Source organism: Bacillus cereus group sp. N6, from assembly GCF_016483705.1.
GTDB classification, from domain to species: domain Bacteria; phylum Bacillota; class Bacilli; order Bacillales; family Bacillaceae_G; genus Bacillus_A; species Bacillus_A wiedmannii.
Genome location: NZ_JAEHBI010000005.1, coordinates 1 through 21,785, shown reverse-complemented (window position 1 = coordinate 21,785; position 21,785 = coordinate 1). Strand labels below are relative to the sequence as shown.

The window sequence follows — 21,785 nt, the reverse complement described above, 5'->3', positions numbered from 1 at the left end:
CATTATTAAGCAATTACCATTTTTTGCGAAATTAACATTTTCGGATGCACAATACATTGATACTCTCCATTGGTTGACAACTGTTGTGTATTTAATCCAATCAATACTTTGCTGACTACAATAGAACTACCTTCATGATAAATTTGCACACTGTCTGGCTTAATTGCCCATAAAAATTGATTCTCTACTCCTACTGCTCTGAAAGGAATTAAGCGTAATTTTGTCGCCCAGCCAGAATCATTTTCTGGTATTTGAGGAATCTCTGTTTTGGAATAAATTTGTTCTGTTAACCAAGCTGGCAAGCAATGCTCTAATGATGAAATATGCATAATCATAACGGGTGTTTTTGTTAACGGGTCGTAAAGTTGGTTCCCACTATCAATTAAACCTGCGAGTTCTAGTTCCTCTTCAGCTAATTGAATTTTCAATTTCACAATTTGGTCATAGTGTATTTTTGTAACCTCTACGCTTTCAATACGCTTTTTAGAAAAATAATAAATTACTGGAAAACCAAAAACAACAAACAGCCAGCTAATTGGATCACCGTAAGAAATTGATTGAGATTGAACCAATCCATTTACCATTTCATTCGTTTGCAAAAAGAAATGAGTCCCAATTAACCCTCCGCCAACCATAAAGGTTACAAAGTAAAAAGTAAAAACAGTTTGTGCATAGTTTCTAAACGTTGTAAACCCAAATGCTGTATACACAATAAGTAACGAGTACAGTAGTTTCATAATTGGATGTGTCATCATAGAAGCAAAAGGAGTAAAGGCAAAAATAACAATGGTTGAACCTATAAATGCCCCTAACACAAGCCTCCATCTTTTGATCTTCTTTTTTAACACGGTTGCTGTTAATAAAAGTAAAAGAAAATCAATGCAGGCGTTTAACAACCAAACAACGTCGGCGTAAACAACCAAACAATTCACCTCTTTTTTTAAGTTGAGACTAGTATAATGCATATCCAATAGGAAAGTGTGTCAATTTGCGGAGGTGTTTTTTTGTTATTTTGTGCTTTCTAGACAAAATCTGTCGGTAAAAAATAAAAGTATATGTTTCATAGAATACTATATCTTTTTACTTATATATTAAGTGAAACTTTAATCACCCCGCACCAATCAGGCTGCCCAGCAAATAGCGGGCTAAATCGAAATATATAAAATAAAAAAAGACCTGCTTAGCAGATCTTTTCCCTGTATAAAACAAAAAAGGAGCATAAAAGCTCCTTTTCTTTTATCGTCTACGACGGTTACGTAAGAATGCTGGAATATCGATGTCATCTGAATCTGTATGACGCTCATGCACAACCGGCTCTTCACGTTTCATTTCACGCTTAACTTCACGTTGTTTTGAAGGTTGAGCTACTTGCTGTTGTTGCGTGTGATTCGCAGTCGGACGGATAATTGGTTTTGGTGGCTGCGTCGAAGCACTATCATCAAAACCAGTTGCAATTACAGTTACAACGATATCATCTTTTAATCCTTCATTAATAACAGAACCGAAGATCATATTTACTTCTGGATCTGAAGCTGAAGCTACAATGTCTGCCGCTTCTTGTACTTCATATAAGCTTAAGTTAGCTCCACCCGTAATGTTCATGATAACACCTTGAGCTCCATCAATAGATGTTTCTAATAATGGACTAGAAATCGCTTTTTTCGCAGCTTCAGCAGCACGATTTTCTCCATTACCAGAACCAATACCCATTAAAGCAGAACCTCTATTAGACATAATTGTCTTTACGTCTGCGAAGTCTAAGTTAATTAAACCTGGTGTTGCAATTAAATCAGAAATACCTTGAACACCTTGACGTAATACGTTATCTGCTTCACGGAATGCTTCTAACATCGGCGTATTTTTATCAACAATCTCTAATAAGCGATCGTTTGGAATTACAATAAGTGTATCTACATTTTCTTTAAATGCCGCAATACCAGATGCTGCTTGCGTTGCACGTTTACGTCCTTCAAATGTAAATGGACGTGTCACAACACCAACTGTTAATGCACCTAATTCTTTTGCAACTTGAGCAACAACTGGAGCTGCACCAGTTCCAGTTCCGCCGCCCATACCAGCAGTTACGAAGACCATATCCGCACCACGAAGTGCTTCTTGGATCTGTTCTTTACTTTCTTCTGCAGCTTTTTTCCCTACTTCAGGGTTTGCACCTGCACCAAGTCCACGTGTTAATTTTCCACCAATTTGCATTTTTGTTTCAGCTTTTGATAGATTTAATGCTTGTGCATCAGTATTCACAGCGATAAAGTCTACACCTTGTACACCGTGTTCAATCATACGGTTTACAGCATTGTTTCCGCCACCGCCGACACCGATAACTTTTATATTCGCTAATTGATCTTGAGTAGTATCAAACTCTAACATGTCGAAATCCCCCTAGAACCTCATTTTTCGTGTCCAATTTTAATCCCATAAATAACGGAATACACGTTTTACTTTTGACATCATACGTTCATCATTTTGATTATTATTGTTTTGATTACGAGTTTTTTGTTTCGCAGGTTGCTGTTGTACCGGCGTTGGTGCTGGTGCTGGTACTGGTTCAAAATGTTCTTGCTTTTCCTGCACATTTTTTCCACGTAATTTAGCTTTTTGATAAGAATGTTTAATTAATCCTACTCCACTTGTATATTGGGGCTCACGCACACCAATATAATCAGGAGTCGCTATACGAACATTTTCATGTAAAATATCATATGCAAGATCAAGAACACCCGGCATAGAAGCAATTCCACCAGTTAGTACATAGCCAGAAGCTACTTGCTTTACTCCTAACTTACGCACTTCATCTTGAACAAACATTAAAATTTCCTCTACACGAGCCTCTATTATATCCGATAATTCCAACTGAGAATATTGTTCTGTTTGATCGCTTCCCATAATAGGAACCGTAAACATCTCTTCTTCAGATGCTGTATCATAAAAAGCATGTCCATATTTCAATTTTATTTGATCTGCATTGTCTGTTGAAGTTTTCAACCCAATCGCAATATCCTTCGTTATATGGTCTCCACCTAACGGTAATACGCTCGTCGCTTGTAACTCTCCATCTTTAAAAATAGATAAAGTTGTAGATCCTCCCCCCATATCAACAAGGGCTACTCCTCTATTTTTTTCATCTGAAGATATAGCAACTGTTGCAGCCGCTAAAGGTTGAAGACAAATATCAACTATTTCAAGACCTGCTTTTTCTACACAACGAAGTAGGTTATGTAGTAAAGTTCTCGAGCCTGTTATAAGTGTACCTTCCATTTCTAATCTTACACCGATCATCCCGCGTGGATCGTTAATCTCGTCAAGACCGTCTACGATGAACTGTCGAGGTACCACATCAATAAACTCACGCTCTGGAGCAATTGACACAACTTGTGCTGCATCTAGAACGCGTAAGACATCTTCATTCCCGATTTCACGATCTTCATTTGAAACAGCGACTACTCCGTGACAAGGAAGTAGCTGTACCTGGTTTGCATTGACACCTACTACAACTTGCTCAATGTGGATTCCCACCATGCGCTCAGCTTGTTCAATTGCTTTTTTAATTGATCGAACAGTCTCGTCTATATCAACTATCGATCCCTTCTTTAAACCATTTGATTTTACATTTCCAACACCAATAATGTTTAAGCTGTCATTAACCATTTCACCAATGATGACTTTAACATTGGATGTACCGATGTCAAGACTAACATATATTTCATTGCTGTTCATTCTTTGGCACCTCCTTCTTTATTTATACCATACAACTCAATATATGGAACAACAATCGCAACTTTACTATTTATAAGAAAAATATTCAACGTCTTTATACGTTTCCCTTTTTTAACCCTATATTTTTCTTATTTTTATTTAACATTCATTTAAGAATATCGCAGTAAACTGTGAATAACTGCTTATCTTGAAATAATTCTATTTCAAGTGTAAAGATTACCGCCAAGTATAAGTCTACACTAAGATGTACTCATAGAAAAGTGAAACTTGTACCAATCCTAGTATGAATCTAAGAATTTTTACATCTTTTTCATCAAATGAACCATTCTTGTAAATTCAGATGCATTCAATAGAACGTTCGTTTCGTTTTTTCTACAGGAACGTAGTAAAAACTATCGTTCTATTCTTTTTTTCTTCCGCTCCTAATTCTTTCGTATATGCCCCTACTTCTAAATCAATTAATACCTTTTTACCCGGCTCAATTGTTTTTAAGATAAGCGGATAAGCTTCCATACGCTTTGCGAAATTTTGAATCGTAGTGCTCACTTCGTACCCTTCGTTCATATATAAAGTAAGATGATCTTCATTCGCATTCGTCGGTGAATAACGAATTTCAGAAATAGACCTTAAAATAGTTGGTGTTAATTTTTCAAGCTCAGCAATTAACTCCTTCATTTTTTCCTCTTTAAAAGGTTCAAAAATTGGTGCTGCAACAGGAAGTTTTCCGTTCGGAAGTACATCAAGTGTTTTCCCGTTCTCTAGTAACGGTTGTAATTTCCCATCTTTGTTTATATAACCAATCGTTAAATATTCTTCAATATGAACATCAATTTTATTTGGAAAACGTTTTTTTACATTTACTGCTTTAATTTCTTTTCGTTTCGTTAGGTTTTCTTCTGCTTTATGTGCTGTCACTCGGAAATAACTTGTATCATACGTCACACCTGATTCCTTCATCACTTGTTCATCTGTCATATAATGATTTCCAAACACACTTATCTTTTTGATATTGCTTAGCGGAGACCGAAAATAAATTAAAAAGAGCACTAATAAAAATAAAATTGATATGTATAAAATCAACCGATGATTAACATTTTTCTTGTTTTTCTTCTGTTGATTTTTTAACTTTGGTACACGATCCTGTAGTTTAATCACTTTACTATTTTTCATGTACGATCCCCCTACGTAACATAAAAAACGGCATGTTCCTCATGCCGTTCTTATCTTCTTATTATAACATAAATGATAATGAGCGGAACGAATAACCGTTATCTTCCAATGATTTCTACTTCTGTATGCATTTCTACGCCAAATTTATCCTCGATTGTTTGTTTTATTAATGCAATTAAAGATAAGACATCTTGCGCACTGGCTCCCCCAGTGTTAATAATAAAATTCCCATGCATTTCAGAAATTTGAGCTCCGCCTATTTGATAACCACGAAGCCCCGCCTTTTCTATTAAGTCTCCTGCAAAGTATGGGATTGGATTCCGAAATATGCTTCCTGCACAAGGATGATTCCACGGCTGTGTTTCACGACGGTAGTCTTTATTCTTTTGCATGACGCTTACGATTCCCTCACGCTCCCCTACCTGCAATTGAAACTCAGCTTCCAAAACAATACCAGGACGTTTCGTTTGCAATACAGAAGTACGATAGGAAAACTCCATTTCTTCATGTGTTAACCAATCAATTGTTCCGTTTTCAAACAAAATAAGAGCTTTTGATAATATGTTTGATATATCCGATTTATGTGCTCCTGCATTCATATACACTGCACCACCAACACTTCCTGGAATACCACTGGCAAATTCCAGGCCGGATAACCCTTGACGACTAAGTAAAGTTGATAATTTAATAAGGGGATACCCACCACCAACTCTTACTCTATGTTTTTCGACTTCTAAGTGGTCTAATCCTTCTCCTAAACGAATAACGACACCTTCTATACCTAGATCAGATACAAGAAGGTTCGAACCTCGACCAATTACAGTCCACTTTGTTTTATATTTTTTTACTAACTGCAACGTTTTTTCAATACTGGCAACATGCTTTGGCACAATTAAAATATCAGCTGGTCCACCTATTTTCATAGTGGTATAACACGCTAACGCTTCATTCACTAACACGCGACCAACATTTGCTTCTATAAGCTCATTTACTAATTGCTCCATAAACAATCTCCCCCATACTAAGTATCCTTATTACAGTAGTATGCAGGGCGTTCACCTAACGTTATTTTTTTACAAGCTTATTCATTACTTCATACAGCTTATTTGCTGCATCTGGAATACCTAATTGCCCCGCAGCCAGCTTCATATTTTGTAATGTTTGTGCATCCAATAAAATCTCATCAATATCACGAATAAGCGTTTCTGCTGTTAAATCTTTTTCAAGCAACATTTTTGCTGCTCCTTTATCGACAACGGAACGTGCATTCTTTTCCTGATGGTTATTTGTTACGTAAGGACTCGGTATTAACACACTTGGCTTACCTAACGCGGTTAATTCTGCAAGTGTTGTTGCCCCCGCTCTTGAAACAACAAGATCTACACCAGTAAGTACCTCTGGCATATTATGAATGAAAGGTTTAATAATAACATTATTCGGATTCCCTTTTTGCTTCACTGCTTCCATCACTTTGTCATAATGAACTTCACCTGTTACATACAATATTTCGTAACTTTTATTTCCAAACTGTTCAATTGCCTCTACGAAAGCATCGTTAATCGGTCTAGCCCCACGACTTCCACCAAAAATAAGTACCGATTTTTTAGGAAGAGATAAACCTACTGAACGTTTTCCTTTCATTCCATTCTGATCCATTACTTCTGATGCTCTTGGATTCCCTGTCATCACCACTTTTGACTGTGGAAAATGTTCTGCAGCCGCTTCAAAACAAACCGCAACTTTATCAACATAGCGGCTTAAAAATTTATTCGTTACACCAGGTACACTATTTTGTTCATGTACAATGGTTGGAATACCTAATTTTGCTGCAGCATATACAACTGGTCCACATACATATCCACCCGTTCCAATCACAATATCAGGATTAAAACGACGAATATATCGTTTACTATCTTGTACACCCTTTAGGAAACGCATCACCGTTTTCACGTTATCTAACGATATTTTACGCTTAAATCCACTTATAACAATAGATTGAAACGGTATGCCTGCTTTTGGAACGATTGTGCTCTCTAATCCACTCTCCGTACCAATATATAAAAACCTTGCTTCCGGATTTAATTTTTTTATTTCTCTTATTAGAGCAAGAGCCGGATAAATATGACCTCCAGTGCCCCCACCACTTACTAATACACGCACTACTAACTCCTCCGCTTCTCTTTTCTTATTTCAGTTGTATTTATTTCTATATACATCATGTTTCTTCGCGCACATACGAAAAACCCTGTCTTATAAAACAGGGTTTAGTAGCGAGAATGGCGACTTATATTTAATAATACACCTACTGCCATTAACATTAATGTCAAACTTGATCCACCATAACTTAAAAACGGCAAAGTAATACCTGTTACAGGCATCAATCCTGTTACAACACCAACATTAATCATTACTTGAATCGCAATCATCGCCACAATACCTACTGCTAAAAACGTACCATATAAATCTGGCGCTCCTAAAGCTATACGAATCCCACGCCATAATAATAGACTAAATAATAATAACACAAATGAACCACCAATAAAACCTAATTCCTCGGATAAGATTGCAAATATAAAGTCTGTTTGCGGTTCAGGTAAATAAAGAAACTTTTGTCTACTTTGTCCAAGTCCAAGCCCGAATAATCCACCAGGTCCAATTGCGAGTAACGATTGAATAATTTGAAATCCACTTCCAAGCGGATCTGACCACGGATCTAAATATGATGTAATACGTTTCATTCGATACGGCGCTGATGCAATTAGCCCTACAAATCCTGCTACACCAAGCAAACCAAACATTGCAAAGTGAAATACCCTTGCTCCCGAGATAAATATCATAATAATACATGTCCCAACCATTACAGTTCCTGTGCCAAGATCTGGCTGTAACATAATCATCCCAAAAGCAAGAAATACAAAACTAAGAGCTGGTAGTAAACCACGTTTAAAAGAGGTAATTAATTTTTGTCGTTCCGCTAAAAATTTTGCTAAGAAAATAATCATCGCAAACTTCATAAATTCTGACGGTTGAATGGAAAATGCCCCGATTCCAATCCAACTTCGCGCTCCTCCTCGAACAAGTCCTACCCCAGGAATAAGAACAAGAATAAGAAGAATGAAGCAAACTAGCAAAATTACTTTTGAATACGTACGCCACACCCAATAATCAATTTTCATAATTAAAAACATAGCCACTACACCAATACTTGCAAATAGCAATTGCCTTTTTGCAAAAAAGAATGAGTCCCCCATTTTATAAGAGGCCCAAACCGCACTCGCACTATACACCATAACCATTCCGATTGTTAACAACGCAAGTGTAACGATGATGAGAATAAAATCAGGCGTTTTCTTCATTACCCATAAACACCACCTCTTTAGGCAGAAACTTTTGCCCTATGTAACAAAACATCAGTAGGTGTTAGCCTACTGATGTTTTGATTTACTTTATATAAGTTTATGCACAGCTTGTATAAAAATGTCTCCTCTTTCTTCAAATGTTTTAAATTGATCCCAGCTTGCACATGCTGGAGAAAGAAGAATTACATCGCCATCTGTAGAATGAGCATAAGCTTTCACTACCGCTTCATCTAAAGTATCGACACTTTCAATTGTATCTAATCCCGCTTTTTCTGCAGCTCTTACTAGTTTTGGAGCTGTTTGTCCAAATGTTACAATTGCTTTTACATTTTTGAAATATGGAATTAAATCATCGAATTCATTTCCACGATCAAGCCCACCTGCTAATAACACAATCGGTTGTGTAAACGCAGATAAAGCTTTCTCAGTCGCTAACATATTCGTTGCTTTTGAGTCATTATAAACCTTACGATTGTTAATAGTTGTTACATATTCTAAACGATGTTTTACACCTGTAAAACGTTTTAATACCACCGTAATCGCTTCATTAGAAACACCCAATAATTTTGCGATACTCATCGCTGCTAAAATATTTTCTAAATTATGTTGACCAGGTAAAACGATATCGCCTACTTCAACAACTTTTTCACCTTTAAAACAAAGAGCATTCTCTTTTATACACGCACCATCTTCAATTTCTTTCTTTGTCGAGAATAGTACTTTTTGCCCTTTACTATAAGCAGATAAAGCCATCACATCTGCATCATCTGCATTTATTACACTATAATCATTTTCTGTTTGGTTTTTAAAAATATTTGCTTTTGCTAAACCATATTCCTTCTTCGTCCCGTGATAATCTAAGTGGGCCTCAAATAAATTTAAAAACGCAGCAATTTTAGGTTGGAACAATTCTACTCCCATCAGTTGGAACGATGAAAGCTCTGTAACTACAACTTCATTTTCTTTTGCACCCTGTGCTACTTCACACGCTACAGTTCCTATGTTCCCTGCAATTATAGGATGCTTTTGTCCTTCTTTTAGCATTTCAAATGCAAGCATTGTCGTCGTCGTTTTACCGTTAGACCCCGTAATCCCAACAAATGGCGCTTCTGAAATACGATATGCTAATTCAACTTCCGTAACAATTGGAATTTGCTTTTCTTTCGCAGCAACTAATATTGGATTAGAATACGGGATTCCTGGATTTTTTACTACAAGAGAAATATTTCTCTCTAACAATTCTAAAGGATGACCACCACATACAACGTCCATTCCTTTTGCTTGTAATTCTGCAGCAAGTACATTATCTGCTAAAGGCTTTCCGTCATTTACAATAACATTTGCCCCTAATTTTTGTAACAACGTAGCTGCTGCATAACCACTTTTTGCAATGCCTAATACAAGAATATTTTTATTTTGAAATTCAGTTACAGTTTTCAATTACATCCACACCCCGATATAAATTCCTAACACAGCTAATAAAAATCCTACAGACCAAAATGTCACAACAACACGCCACTCTGACCAACCACATAATTCATAATGATGGTGTAATGGACTCATTTTAAAGACACGTTTTCCTGTTGTTTTAAAAGAAATGACCTGAATAATAACAGATAAAGTTTCCATTACGAATACTCCACCAATGATTACAAGTAGTAATTCTTGTTTTAATAAAATCGCTACAGCTGCAATGGCTCCACCTAAAGCTAAGGAACCTGTATCTCCCATAAACACTTTCGCTGGATTTGCATTGAATACTAAAAATCCAAGTACAGCTCCTACAACTGCCATACAGAATATCGCTACTCCAAATTGCTCTTGCGCTACTGCAATAATACTAAAAGCTCCAAATGCAATAGCAGCTGTTCCTGATAATAAACCATCTAAACCGTCAGTTAAGTTAACTGCATTTGATCCACCAATAAGCATAAATAATACAAGTACAAAATACGCCCAACCTAGTTCAAACTTAACATCTGTTCCCGGAATCATGATGTATGTGTGGAACGCTTGCCCTTTTCCAATTAAAAAGAACGCAATAGCAATAACAAGCTGACCTACTAATTTTTGTTTTGATGTTAAACCAAGATTTCTCTTCTTAACTACCTTTATGTAGTCATCTAAAAATCCAATTAATCCGTAGCCAAATGTCACTAATAATAATAACGAAACCTCTGCACCTAAATGATTAAACTTAATCGCCATAATAAGTGAAGTTACCATCATAGATACATATATGACAATACCACCCATTGTAGGTGTCCCTGATTTTTTTTGATGTGACTTTGGTCCCTCATCACGAATACTCTGTCCGAACTTTAATTTCCTTAAAAATGGAATAAACAATGGCGAAAGGGCAACAGAAATTAAGAATGCTACCCCAGCCGTTACTAATAAACCTTGCTCAAGCACATGTAGTCCTCCTCTCACGTTGTTACTCTTCGTTGTTTAAACGCTCTGTAATTGCTTCTTTAGCGACTTCACGATCGTCAAAATGATGAACGTCTTTACCAATAATTTGATACGTTTCATGACCCTTACCAGCAATAATGATGATATCTTCAGCTTTCGCGTTAGCAATTGCATGGTATATCGCTTCTTTTCTATCAATAATTACTTCATAATTATTCCCATTTGCACCCTGCACCATATCATCTAAAATAGCCCCTGGCTCTTCACTTCTTGGATTATCTGAAGTGTAAATTGCATGAGTTGCATATTTTGTTGCAACACTTGCCATGATTGGTCTCTTTGTTCGATCTCTATCTCCACCACAACCGACGATGCAATATACATCGCCTTTTGCAAACTGTTTTGCTGTTTTTAATACATTCTCTAAGCTATCTGGTGTATGTGCATAATCAACAATAACTGTATAATTTTGTCCACCATCAACTACTTCAAAACGTCCTGGAACTCCAGCTAGTTGCTTTATTACATCAATAACCGTTTCTAAACTTACACCAGAAACAAGTCCTGCCGCTGTTGCCGCTAGTACGTTATATACATTAAATTTCCCAATCAATTTCATCGTAACATTTACACTTTCATACGGTGTTACAAGCGTAAATGTAGTTCCAGCACTCGTCATAACGATATCTTTGGCCATAATATCACTTGTTGTATCAATTCCATACGTTACAACAGTTGCCGCAGTACTTCTCATATATTCCGCAGTTACAGCATCATCGTTATTCAGTACCGCGTACTTTTCACGACCATGGTTATAACTATTGCCAAGTTGTGCAAATAGCAACCCTTTTGCATGTTTATATTCTTCCATCGTTTTATGATAGTCTAAATGATCTTGTGTTAAATTTGTAAACACTGCTACATCGTAATCACATCCGTGTACACGACCAAGATCTAAAGCATGTGACGAAACTTCCATTACTGTACTATCTACACCGTGCTCAACCATTTTTAAAAATGTCTGTTGAAGTGTTAGTGCATCTGGTGTTGTATTTTTCACCTCAAATGTTTCATCACCGATTTTCATATTAATCGTTCCAATTAGCCCCGTTTTATGACCATGTGCGCGCATAATCTCATCCATAATATGCGATGTTGTTGTCTTTCCATTTGTACCTGTAATTCCGATTAAATGTAACTTGTGTGTTGGTTGACCATAAAAATAATCAGCTAAAACCGCTAACGAACGAAAAGTGTTTTTCACAAGTACAACTGGAACGTCAACATCAATTGGTCTTTCCGCAACAATAGCAGCCGCTCCTTGTGCCGCTGCTTGCTTAGCAAAATCATGGCTATCAACCGTATATCCTTTCATACATACAAATAAGCTTCCCTCTTTCACTTTACGTGAATCAGCTTCTATAGATGTGATTTCTGGATTTTCTTTTGGAACAACTGGAAAATCATGCAAACATGATAAAAGTGTATGCAACTTCATTTCACTAAACCCTCTCTACATTGTGTATTTATCTCTTTTTTAATAAGCAACACGTTACCTCCTAAATATGTAAAATAGGAGGTAAGTGCTACTGTGTCTAATAAATAGACTTATTTATAATTGGGGCTCTTACAGCCTCAAATTAAGTAACTCTTCTATAAAGAACTCACTTCCACCAATTGTACCATAAAACGTACTAGGTTACCTTTAATTCCCGAAGTAAATTCTAATTTTTGAGCCTTCTTTCACTTTAGCTCCTGCTTCTGGGGATTGTTTAATTACTTTCTCTCCGTCTCCACTTATATCAAGCTTCAAATCGACGAGTTGAGTCTGTAAGTCTTTCTTTTTCATACCAATTAAATTCGGAACTTCCACAGTTGGTGTATCGCCCCATTTATATTCTCTCTCAACTTGTTCTTTTCTCGGTTTCACTCCCATAACAGGAAGTGCATCCCGAAGAATATTCCCAACAATTGGAGCTGCTACTACTCCACCAAATTGCGTTACACCTTTCGGATTATCAACAGCAACATAGACAACAATTTCCGGATCATCCGCTGGAGCAAAACCGATAAAAGATACTATATAATTATTCTCTAAATATTTACCATCTTTCACCTTTTGAGCCGTACCTGTTTTTCCACCTACACGATACCCATCAATGAAAGCACCTTTACCAGATCCCTTTGCTACAACATTCTCTAATGCATACCGAACTTTTTCTGAAGTTTCCTTGGAAATAACTTTTCTTTTTTCCACAGGTGTCTTTTTACTTACAACTTGATTATTTTTCGGATCAATAAATTCCTTAGCTATATACGGTTGATACAATGTCCCACCATTTACAGCCGCTGCTACTGCTGCTACTTGTTGAATTGGTGTTACAGAAACTCCTTGACCAAATGAAGTAGTTGCTTGCTCGACTGGACCGACTTTATCTAAATTAAATAAAATCCCACTACCTTCACCTTGCAAATCAATTCCGGTTTTCTGTCCAAAGCCAAAATTACGAATGTATTTAAACAATCGGTCTTTACCAAGACGATCACCAAGTTCAATAAATCCTGGGTTACATGAGTTTTGAACTACTTCTAAAAACGTTTGGCTACCATGGCCTCCCGCTTTCCAGCATTTCAATCTAGCTCCACCCACTTCAGCTGCTCCATCATCATAAAACGTATCTTTCTCTAAGTCTACTAAATTTTCATTCAAGGCTGCTGCTAACGTAATGATCTTAAATGTTGAACCAGGCTCATACGTACTCCATACTGGTAAATTTCTATTATACACTTCTGGAGAAACACTTTGAAAATCTGCTGGATCAAAACTCGGCCGACTCGACATACCTAAAATTTCACCATTTTTCGGATTCATTGCAATCGCAATCATACCATCTGGATTATATGTCGACTCTGCAATATTCATTTCTCTTTCCATAATTCTATTAATACGTGCATCAATTGTTAAACCTAAATTCAAACCAGCTTCTGGTTTTTTGAAATCATCGCCAACATTAGGCATCCTTTGTCCTTTTGCATCTGCAAAAAAACGCACATGACCTTCATCACCATTTAGCTCTTTATCATAATATTTTTCCAGTCCCATAAGACCTTGGTTATCACTACCTGCAAACCCTAATACGTGTGATAAAAAGTTGCCAAATGGATAGTACCGGATAGAGTCCTCTGCGATATAAACACCTTTCAAACTTAATCCTCGTACCTCTTTCGCTTTATCATGTGATATTTTCCTTCCGCCTTTATCTAACCTTACAATTGATTCTTTTTTTGTAATTCTCTTATAAATCTCATCTTTTTCCACACCTAATACTGCAGCTAACTTCTCTGCAGTCTCTGCTGGTTTTTCAATTTGCCTCGGTACAACAAAGACAGTTGGGGCACTTTTATTCGTAGCAAGTTCCACACCATTCCGGTCTAAAATTTTCCCACGTTCAGGTTCAAAAGTAATATTTCGACTCCATGAATCCTTCGCACGATCCGTTAACATATTGCCAAGAAAAAATTGCACATATCCAAGACGAATATCGATGATAGTGAAAATAAGTATACCTGATATGAGTATAAAAATAAGTCGTTTTCTAACCGTTACATTTGATACACGCATATTGGAACAAACCTCCCTTACGCCTAGCTTGTTCCAATATATGCTTGTACTTATTTAATTAGAACTTCTTCTCTTTTACCATTACTGTTCTTCTGCTTCTTGTTGTGGTTCAAGTGGCGGTACAAGCGTTACACCTAACTCTGTACCAGGTTGTAACAATGTTCCTTCTGCCACACTTTGTTCGGTTACGTATCCGGTACCAGTAGGTTTTAGGTTAAGCTTTAATGTTTTTGCTAAATTCATAACATCACGAAGCGCCCAGCCTTGTATATTTGGCATTGTAGGTTTATCTCCCACTAAGAAGACTCGGTCACCCTTCAATGTTTGTTCAGTCGCTTTCGGTACTTGCTGCTGTACTTTCCCTTCACCTAATACGATTGGACGAAGTTTTGCTTTATCAATAGCTTTTTTCGCTTCTTCCATCGTTTTTCCGGTTACATCTGGAACAGCAGTTTGCTGCTCTTTCACATATTTCTTCGGATCTTTCACTTCATTAGGCTTAATCTTTAAATACTCTAAACTATTCTTCGTTACATATTTAAAAATATCAGCTAAAGGTTGTGCGCCACTCTCATCATCTTTCAATTTCGGTTGTTTAACAGCTACATATACAACAAGTTGCGGATCATCCATAGGTGCCATACCTAAGAACGAGAATATATAATTCTCTCTCCCTGTCATATAGCCACCTTTTCCATCCGGAATTTGGGCTGTTCCTGTTTTACCACCAACTGAATAACCATCGACTTTATAAGCGGTTCCTGTTCCTTTCGGCGATGTAACAACACGTTCTAATAACTGTCTTACTTGCGCTGCTGTTTCTTTTGTAACAGGTTTTCCCACTTCTTCTGGCTTATGTTCTAATTTTACTTCCCCTGTTATTGGATTTACAATTTTATCAACTGTATAAGGCTTCATCATTTTTCCGTCATTTGCAATAGCAGTTGCAGCTTGCACAAGCTGAATTGGTGTTACAGTAGAACCTTGTCCAAAAGCTGTTGTTACTTGCTGTATTTGCTGATCGAATATAATTGTATTTGAACCTTCACCAGGTAAATCAATCTTCGTTTTTTCATCTAATCCAAAACTATGAATATATTTTCGGAATCGTTCTGGTCCAAGTTTTTGATCCCCTAAAATTGCAAACGCTACGTTGGAAGAGCGCTCTACCCCTTCATCAAATGTGATAGATCCCCATCCAGCGCCACCGTTATGATCTTTTATTTTTCGGTTTCCGACTTGATATGTACCAGACTGATAATAATCTTGTCCTTTGTACACACCTTCATTAATAGCTGCTGCTAGCGTGAAAATTTTCATTGTTGATCCAGGTTCAAATGCATTTGCAATTGCGTCATTATAAAAATATTTAATATCCTCTCGGTTCGGATCATAACTAGGTTTAGTAGACATTCCTAATATTTTCCCTGTTTTTGGATCCGCAACAATCCCTATTAAGCTTTCTGGTTCATAATGTTTACTCGCTTCTTTCATTGCGTCTTCTAAAAAACTTTGAATACGCTGGTCAAGCGTTAAATATACATTATCTCCATTTTTAGGTGCCTTTACATTCACTTTTCCGCCGTCAAGAGATACGCCTCTACGATCGCCTGTATAAGCTACTTCTCCGTTAGAAGCTCCTAAATACTTATCCAAACTCTTTTCTAAACCAAATTGTCCTATAGCAATCCCCTTATCATCAGGTCTCGCATGACCTACGACATAAGATGCGAAATCACCGTTTGGATATACTCTGGCATTTTCAGTAATAAAAGATATACCTGGCAATTTTAATGCTTCTATTTGATCTTTCTGTTCTTTCGTCAAGCCCTTACCTAATTTCCCGAATTCCACTTGACTTTTATCTTTATTTAACGCAGCTAAAATATCCTCTTCGCCTTTTCCAAGTACTCCTGCAATTTTCTTTGCAGTGTCCTCTTTATTCTCAACCGGCTTCGCACCTTTTAATTCCGCTACAAGTTTATAAGAGTTTGCATCTTGCGCTAATACATGACCATTTTGGTCATAAATCGTTCCTCGATTTGCTTCGAGAACTCCTGCTTTACTATGTTTTTGCTGAGCGAGTTTATCCAAATCTTGATTATGCACTGTTCCTGTTGCTTGTATGTAAAAAAATCGGGCTAATAATAGCAAAAAGAGCAGGAGGAATAAAATCATAAAATACCCTGCTCCCTTATTGGTATGAAATTTAGTCATATTTCTCTTCATTTTCCCTTCACACCTATTGCCTTATTTGAGGCCCTTCACATTATTCGCATTAATTTCTAGCCCGTGTTTTTTTGCAACTTCAGCGATTCGTTCATAGCGACTTAACTTCTCTACTTCAGCCTGTAACTCTTGATTTTCTTTTTGCTTCTGTACAATTTTTTGTTCTATCGTCGCTGCTTCTACATTAACTTGATAAAGGCCTGCTTTATTTCCAATAAACGCTACACAGGCATACAATAAAAAGCCAATAAATGCTACATACAACAGTTTTTCGATTCTTGTAATCTTCGCTTTAGCTTTTGGCTGAACCATCTGCTGTGGGGGCGTTTGAATCTGTATCTCTTCTTGCGCTTGTTGTTTGTACTTTACAGCTAAGTTACTCATACCTCTCTCCCCTTTTTATCGTTTTTCAGCGATTCTCAATTTCGCAGAACGCGCTCGATTATTTTCTTCTAACTCTATATCAGAAGGTAAAATCGGTTTTCTCGTAATAAGCTTTAATTTTGGCTTAAATTCATCAGGAATAATCGGTAATCCTGGTGGCAATTGTGGCGTTGTGCTATTTCGTTTAAACGTCGTTTTACAAATACGGTCTTCTAAAGAATGGAATGTTATAACACTAACTCTTCCGCCCGGCTTGACCATCTCAATTGCAGATTCCAACGCTTCTTCAAATACTTTCAATTCATCATTTACCGCAATACGGATTGCTTGGAACACTCGCTTCGCAGGGTGTCCACCCGTTCTACGAGCAGGAGCTGGAATACCCTCTTTAATTAGTTCTACTAATTCTCCTGTCGTTTCAATAGCTTTATTCTCACGATACGCTTCAATTTTCCTTACTATTTGTTTTGAAAATTTCTCTTCACCATACTGGAAGAAAATTCTTACAAGTTGCTCATATGACCAGCTATTTACAACATCATATGCTGTTAATGGGGCATCTTGATCCATCCGCATATCTAACGGTGCATCATGATGATAACTAAAGCCACGCTCTGGTGTATCTAATTGTGGGGATGAAACACCTAAATCAAATAAAATACCATCTACTTCTGTTATACCTAATTCCTGTAGTTTTTCAGATAAATAACGGAAATTACTTTTTACTGTTATGAACTGCTCACCGTATGAAGAGAATCTTTCTTTCGCATTTTGAATCGCTATCTCATCTTGATCAAACGCGATTAATCTTCCACCTTCAGTTAATTGGGATAATAAATAAGAACTATGTCCTCCTCCCCCCAGTGTACAATCTACATATGTACCACCTGGCTTTATATCTAAGCCGTCTACTGTTTCCTTCAAAAGCACTGTTACGTGTTTAAACATTGTTGCACCTACTCTTTTTCCAATTAATTATGTTGAATGCATCTCCTCCTCCAAACGCATATTTCACGATTAGAGAACGAAATACTATGAAAGAACGACTCATTTAACTTGCCTACAAAGGCAGCATACTATACAAATCGCTATTTTCTTTTATTATATACTAAATTTTATCATCTTTTGCGGGAATTTAAATAAAAAACTGTCGAAAAAGATGATAATACGTTTACATTTTGTGCTATTTTGTCATATATTTAAGTATCCTGCATAATTACGATATTCACTTTTTTAAAATTGATAATTCAGAAAAATTTCACTTCACAGTAAATTCAACAAGACAAAAATAAAATCCTGCTCCTAAGAGCAAGATTCTATAGTTTTATAACATGATGTTTTCCGTCCCAAGAAAATGGTTTTTCCATTACACGATCAACGAAATCCAAACCAAACTGATTTAAATAGTAACATACATTCCACACACGCTCTTGCGGCGCCCCTAATGGACGAAGTGCAAATTGTATGCGACGGAATTTATTTAGCTGTACTTCATGTTTTTTCTCAACATTTCTTTTCAACATTCTTTCCAACAGTTCAATTTGTTCATTAATTTTGAATTCATTTTCCCCTGCAAACGCACTTAATCCAGGATCTATTTTCTTCACAAACTGTTGTAATGACGTATGGATATCAATTATTTCTTTTTTCGCCTCTACAAATCGATCATCTATCGGTTCCTCTATTTGATTAGATAACCAGTTTTCACGCAACTTATCTACGTTATTTAAAAACGGATCACTGTCTTGCAATTGCAAATCGTATAAATCTGTCGCTATATCCCTCTCTACATAAGTGATTGTAATACGCGGAACGACAGGCGGCATTTGGAAACCAATCGTATGGAAAACTTGTTGCAATTCACTCCAGTAAGCTAATTCCCCTGGTCCTCCAATAAACGCGAGCGTAGGAAATAGATACTCTTGCATAAGAGGGCGCGTTACAACATTATTACTAAAGCGTTCCGGACTTCTTTCCATCTCTTCCATCAATTCCTCATATGCAAAGGAATACGCTCCATCCTTCCCTACAAACTTCCCTTGATCGTCTTCAAGTAATACTCGCTCATTATCAATTTCCATGAATATATGTACTGCATTATACTTTGTTTCAATAATCGGTTTATATCCTAATTCTTTAATTATTTCCTGTTGGTTATGAAGCCCCTCTTGCACTTCTTTATACTTACCTATAATTTGCTTAAAAAACGGCACTTCTAATTTTCTTAATTCAGGATGATGCGAATCAACAAGAATTAAACCAGAATTAACGAACATTTTCATAATAAGATGGGCAAAGAAATCTACATACGTATTCGATTTCCCCAAAGAATCATCAATAAATTGCAGTACATCCTTTGTAAAATTCGTTTCAGGGTATGTTTTGAAAATTTCTTCAATCCACTTTCTACAGTCTTCCAAAGAAAGCTCGGACTCTGAAGCACTCGCCACTTTCGGATTACGGTCATGAAAAATAGTCTTTTTTATTTTTTTATTCTTCGTTACAAAAGTATGATTAATTTCATCCATATCATGGTCTTCACCAGCAATCCAGAAAACAGGAACGACTTTAACACCTAAACTTTCTTCCTTTTCCCTCGCAAGCTGTAAAACTGAAATAATTTTATGAATTGTATAAAGTGGTCCAGTTAATAACCCAGCTTGTTGTCCAGCTATAACAACATATGTATTTTCATCTCCAAGCGCTTTTACATTTTGAATCGTAGCTTCTCCCGCTTGTAATTTTGTATTATATTCTAATAAATGCGCTACTAAACCTTGGCGGAAAAACTCCCTCTCACGCAAATCATGTACACGCTGTTTAAAAGCATCTTCTGTTAACATATAGTCAAAACACGACTGTATCTCTTTTTTACCGTTCATATAGTCCGCTACAACACCTTGTTGCGGAACAGAGATTTCTTTTATCTCCATATAATTCTTCCTTTCGTATCCTGTTCTCTCACCAATCCACATTGTAGTCAATGTTGCACGTAAAAGCAAAGAATTACACTTATTCTTTTACTTCTAATCCTTTTATTGCATCGAACAAAAATTGCAGTGTCGGAACAGATCGTTGCTGTTTCTTAGCTTCTTCTAATACATATCCAACAATCGCACCGATTTCCGTTTGTCTATTTGCCCTTACATCTGCCAGCATAGATGATGTATTACGAGACGTTCTTTCACATACGTGACGTACCATTTTCCATACCATTTCTTTTTCTTCTTTAACAAGAAAAACGACTTCCTGAAAAACTTGCTCCATCAATCGATAAAAAAACGGGTTCGTAATCAACTCTCCGTTCTGGACTTGTAATAATGCTGTCAATGGATTGATACATACATTAACTACTAATTTTTTGTGCATGACATCCTTCCAATCATCTTCTATTTGAATCGGAAAATGAGGAAATGGAAAGCAATTAAATATTTTTTCAAAATGTATAGACTGGCCGTGCACGATTCCAAACTTCGTTACACCTATCCCCGTATGATAAACGATATGTCTTTCTTCTTTTTTTGCACCATGCTCTACAATCCCAACCGCAATATTTTCATTCCTTATTTGCTGCATAGCATGAAGGTGCGACATTCCGTTTTGCAAAAAGATTAATGAGGATTCCCCTCGCACAAAAGGTAGTATGTCAGTTATATGATATTGCTTAACAGCAATAAATATATAGTCTAGCTTCTGGTCTAGCATACTTTCTATTGGTAAAGCAGGTGGGAATACGGTTTCACGTTTTTCCTCCCTCATACAAGTTACACCCGTTCTATTCAATTCCTCAGCCTGTTTAGCTGTCCTTGTAAACAACGTAACATCTTGATTACTTTTTTGTAAATAAAATGCATATAACAGACCGATAGCTCCTGGTCCCACAACTCCGATTTTCATTTTCACACAAGGAACTCATATAAATACGTTACACAAGTCCCTTTTCCCTCCCCCTTTTTATCCCGCAAACGCCTGATTGGTGCGGAATCATAATTAACTAAAGGTGAACAAATCCCACTGATTACAGTTTCACTTTACCTTTCTCAATTCCATGAACATAGTTTACAATTTCATTACTCTTTAACAAACAAATGCAACCTCTACTTTCAATATGTATATACTACCTATTAATATGTTTCTACTCTTAGTTTAGCAAATCCTCAAAAAAATAATAAAAGAAATATACTATCTTCTTCATAAAAATAAAAAAATGAGTTATAATATTATTGTAAATATTTTTACTTTTCTGCATTCAACGAGACAAAAAAAGGATGTGATGTTATGGGATTCCCAAAAGTTGAGCGCTTGCTCATCAATTATAAAACATTAGACGAATTTAAAAAATTTAAAGGTTGCGGAGCTCAAGAACTATCCATGTTAGAAGAATTACAGGCAAACATTATTGAAAACGATAGTGAATCTCCATTTTACGGTATTTATTATGGCGGATCACTAATTGCACGTATGAGTCTATATATGAAAAGGAACGGCGGAGAACCATTCGAAATTACAGGTACTTACCTAGAACTCTATAAACTTGAAGTGTTACCAACTTTCCAAAAACAAGGATTCGGAGAAATGCTTGTAAATTATGCGAAGGGGCTACAGTTCCCAATTAAAACGATCGCACGTATCCATTCAGCTGGTTTTTGGGATAAATTAAATTTCCAGCCTGTATCAGTACCTGATGGTGATTTTTATGTTTGGAACCCAGAAACAAATTTGAATACGGTTACAAACGAAGAGTCTGCATAAGAAATAAAAAAACAGCTACATAGCAGCTGTTTTTTTATTTCTTTACAGGCTGTGGAGAAAGTCTTCTCCACAGCCTGTTTTTGTGTCTGAACCTCTTTTTATGTGTCAACACTGATAAAAAG

Annotated in this window: 17 protein-coding genes; 1 reads left to right on the top strand and 16 read right to left on the bottom strand. The window is 36.5% G+C overall.

Translation table 11 applies throughout. The features are described from left to right. Nucleotides 1–5: 5 nt before the first annotated feature. The 16 genes from spoIIGA to panE all read right to left on the bottom strand — a co-directional run bounded on the left by spoIIGA (nucleotide 6) and on the right by panE (nucleotide 20,814). Complete coding sequence (gene spoIIGA, locus JDS99_RS06040; RefSeq protein ID WP_000261976.1) at nucleotides 6–923, bottom strand: sigma-E processing peptidase SpoIIGA; 918 nt, start codon at nucleotides 921–923, stop codon at nucleotides 6–8. A gap of 313 nt (nucleotides 924–1,236) precedes the next feature. After that, entirely contained in the window at nucleotides 1,237–2,385 is a 1,149-nt protein-coding gene (gene ftsZ, locus JDS99_RS06035; RefSeq protein ID WP_098093548.1) for a cell division protein FtsZ, read from the bottom strand. Between the two features lie 39 nt (nucleotides 2,386–2,424). Next, nucleotides 2,425–3,732, bottom strand: a complete 1,308-nt coding sequence (gene ftsA / locus JDS99_RS06030) for a cell division protein FtsA (protein WP_048546087.1) — start codon at nucleotides 3,730–3,732, stop codon at nucleotides 2,425–2,427. Nucleotides 3,733–4,104: 372 nt separating this feature from the next. Beyond that, nucleotides 4,105–4,902: a cell division protein DivIB gene (divIB, locus tag JDS99_RS06025; RefSeq protein ID WP_199694778.1), complete on the bottom strand. Its 798-nt coding sequence runs from the start codon at nucleotides 4,900–4,902 to the stop codon at nucleotides 4,105–4,107. Between the two features lie 98 nt (nucleotides 4,903–5,000). After that, the gene (gene murB / locus JDS99_RS06020; protein WP_088064306.1) at nucleotides 5,001–5,906 is read right to left on the bottom strand and encodes a UDP-N-acetylmuramate dehydrogenase; all 906 of its coding nucleotides are present in this window, start codon (nucleotides 5,904–5,906) and stop codon (nucleotides 5,001–5,003) included. Nucleotides 5,907–5,967: 61 nt separating this feature from the next. Continuing rightward, nucleotides 5,968–7,062, bottom strand: a complete 1,095-nt coding sequence (murG, locus tag JDS99_RS06015) for an undecaprenyldiphospho-muramoylpentapeptide beta-N-acetylglucosaminyltransferase (protein WP_001265424.1) — start codon at nucleotides 7,060–7,062, stop codon at nucleotides 5,968–5,970. Between the two features lie 104 nt (nucleotides 7,063–7,166). Then, complete coding sequence (spoVE, locus tag JDS99_RS06010; protein WP_000753516.1) at nucleotides 7,167–8,258, bottom strand: stage V sporulation protein E; 1,092 nt, start codon at nucleotides 8,256–8,258, stop codon at nucleotides 7,167–7,169. 90 nt (nucleotides 8,259–8,348) lie between these two features. Continuing rightward, complete coding sequence (gene murD, locus JDS99_RS06005; RefSeq protein WP_088064307.1) at nucleotides 8,349–9,701, bottom strand: UDP-N-acetylmuramoyl-L-alanine--D-glutamate ligase; 1,353 nt, start codon at nucleotides 9,699–9,701, stop codon at nucleotides 8,349–8,351. Next, complete coding sequence (gene mraY, locus JDS99_RS06000; RefSeq protein WP_000893058.1) at nucleotides 9,702–10,676, bottom strand: phospho-N-acetylmuramoyl-pentapeptide-transferase; 975 nt, start codon at nucleotides 10,674–10,676, stop codon at nucleotides 9,702–9,704. 22 nt (nucleotides 10,677–10,698) lie between these two features. Next, nucleotides 10,699–12,174, bottom strand: coding sequence for a UDP-N-acetylmuramoyl-L-alanyl-D-glutamate--2,6-diaminopimelate ligase (gene murE, locus JDS99_RS05995; RefSeq protein ID WP_088123309.1), 1,476 nt, complete (start codon nucleotides 12,172–12,174; stop codon nucleotides 10,699–10,701). Nucleotides 12,175–12,381: 207 nt separating this feature from the next. Beyond that, entirely contained in the window at nucleotides 12,382–14,298 is a 1,917-nt protein-coding gene (locus JDS99_RS05990; protein WP_001266227.1) for a stage V sporulation protein D, read from the bottom strand. 81 nt (nucleotides 14,299–14,379) lie between these two features. Further along, nucleotides 14,380–16,527 carry a penicillin-binding protein gene (locus JDS99_RS05985; RefSeq protein WP_079998456.1) on the bottom strand — a complete coding sequence of 716 codons (2,148 nt, stop codon included), beginning with the start codon at nucleotides 16,525–16,527 and terminating at the stop codon, nucleotides 14,380–14,382. Between the two features lie 21 nt (nucleotides 16,528–16,548). After that, nucleotides 16,549–16,911: a cell division protein FtsL gene (gene ftsL / locus JDS99_RS05980; RefSeq protein ID WP_000067078.1), complete on the bottom strand. Its 363-nt coding sequence runs from the start codon at nucleotides 16,909–16,911 to the stop codon at nucleotides 16,549–16,551. A 15-nt stretch (nucleotides 16,912–16,926) separates the two neighbouring features. Further along, complete coding sequence (gene rsmH, locus JDS99_RS05975) at nucleotides 16,927–17,859, bottom strand: 16S rRNA (cytosine(1402)-N(4))-methyltransferase RsmH (protein ID WP_000472512.1); 933 nt, start codon at nucleotides 17,857–17,859, stop codon at nucleotides 16,927–16,929. A 368-nt stretch (nucleotides 17,860–18,227) separates the two neighbouring features. Continuing rightward, entirely contained in the window at nucleotides 18,228–19,844 is a 1,617-nt protein-coding gene (bshC, locus tag JDS99_RS05970; protein WP_199694777.1) for a bacillithiol biosynthesis cysteine-adding enzyme BshC, read from the bottom strand. A gap of 79 nt (nucleotides 19,845–19,923) precedes the next feature. Next, complete coding sequence (gene panE / locus JDS99_RS05965) at nucleotides 19,924–20,814, bottom strand: 2-dehydropantoate 2-reductase (protein WP_088064312.1); 891 nt, start codon at nucleotides 20,812–20,814, stop codon at nucleotides 19,924–19,926. A gap of 375 nt (nucleotides 20,815–21,189) precedes the next feature. Here panE and JDS99_RS05960 point away from each other — a divergent pair, with 375 nt between their 5' ends. Further along, the gene (locus tag JDS99_RS05960; RefSeq protein ID WP_000506704.1) at nucleotides 21,190–21,663 is read left to right on the top strand and encodes an N-acetyltransferase; all 474 of its coding nucleotides are present in this window, start codon (nucleotides 21,190–21,192) and stop codon (nucleotides 21,661–21,663) included. The last annotated feature ends 122 nt before the right edge of the window (nucleotides 21,664–21,785 follow it).

Bases quoted from the DNA above. Each gene is read 5' to 3' on its own strand.
- ftsZ (WP_098093548.1), bottom strand. From the start codon at position 2,385: ATGTTAGAGTTTGATACTACTCAAGATCAATTAGCGAATATAAAAGTT.
- ftsA (WP_048546087.1), bottom strand. From the start codon at position 3,732: ATGAACAGCAATGAAATATATGTTAGTCTTGACATCGGTACATCCAAT.
- divIB (WP_199694778.1), bottom strand. From the start codon at position 4,902: ATGAAAAATAGTAAAGTGATTAAACTACAGGATCGTGTACCAAAGTTA.
- murB (WP_088064306.1), bottom strand. From the start codon at position 5,906: ATGGAGCAATTAGTAAATGAGCTTATAGAAGCAAATGTTGGTCGCGTG.
- spoVE (WP_000753516.1), bottom strand. From the start codon at position 8,258: ATGAAGAAAACGCCTGATTTTATTCTCATCATCGTTACACTTGCGTTG.
- murE (WP_088123309.1), bottom strand. From the start codon at position 12,174: ATGAAGTTGCATACACTTTTATCATGTTTGCATGATTTTCCAGTTGTT.
- JDS99_RS05990 (WP_001266227.1), bottom strand. From the start codon at position 14,298: ATGCGTGTATCAAATGTAACGGTTAGAAAACGACTTATTTTTATACTC.
- JDS99_RS05985 (WP_079998456.1), bottom strand. From the start codon at position 16,527: ATGAAGAGAAATATGACTAAATTTCATACCAATAAGGGAGCAGGGTAT.
- ftsL (WP_000067078.1), bottom strand. From the start codon at position 16,911: ATGAGTAACTTAGCTGTAAAGTACAAACAACAAGCGCAAGAAGAGATA.
- rsmH (WP_000472512.1), bottom strand. From the start codon at position 17,859: ATGTTTAAACACGTAACAGTGCTTTTGAAGGAAACAGTAGACGGCTTA.
- bshC (WP_199694777.1), bottom strand. From the start codon at position 19,844: ATGGAGATAAAAGAAATCTCTGTTCCGCAACAAGGTGTTGTAGCGGAC.
- JDS99_RS05960 (WP_000506704.1), top strand. From the start codon at position 21,190: ATGGGATTCCCAAAAGTTGAGCGCTTGCTCATCAATTATAAAACATTA.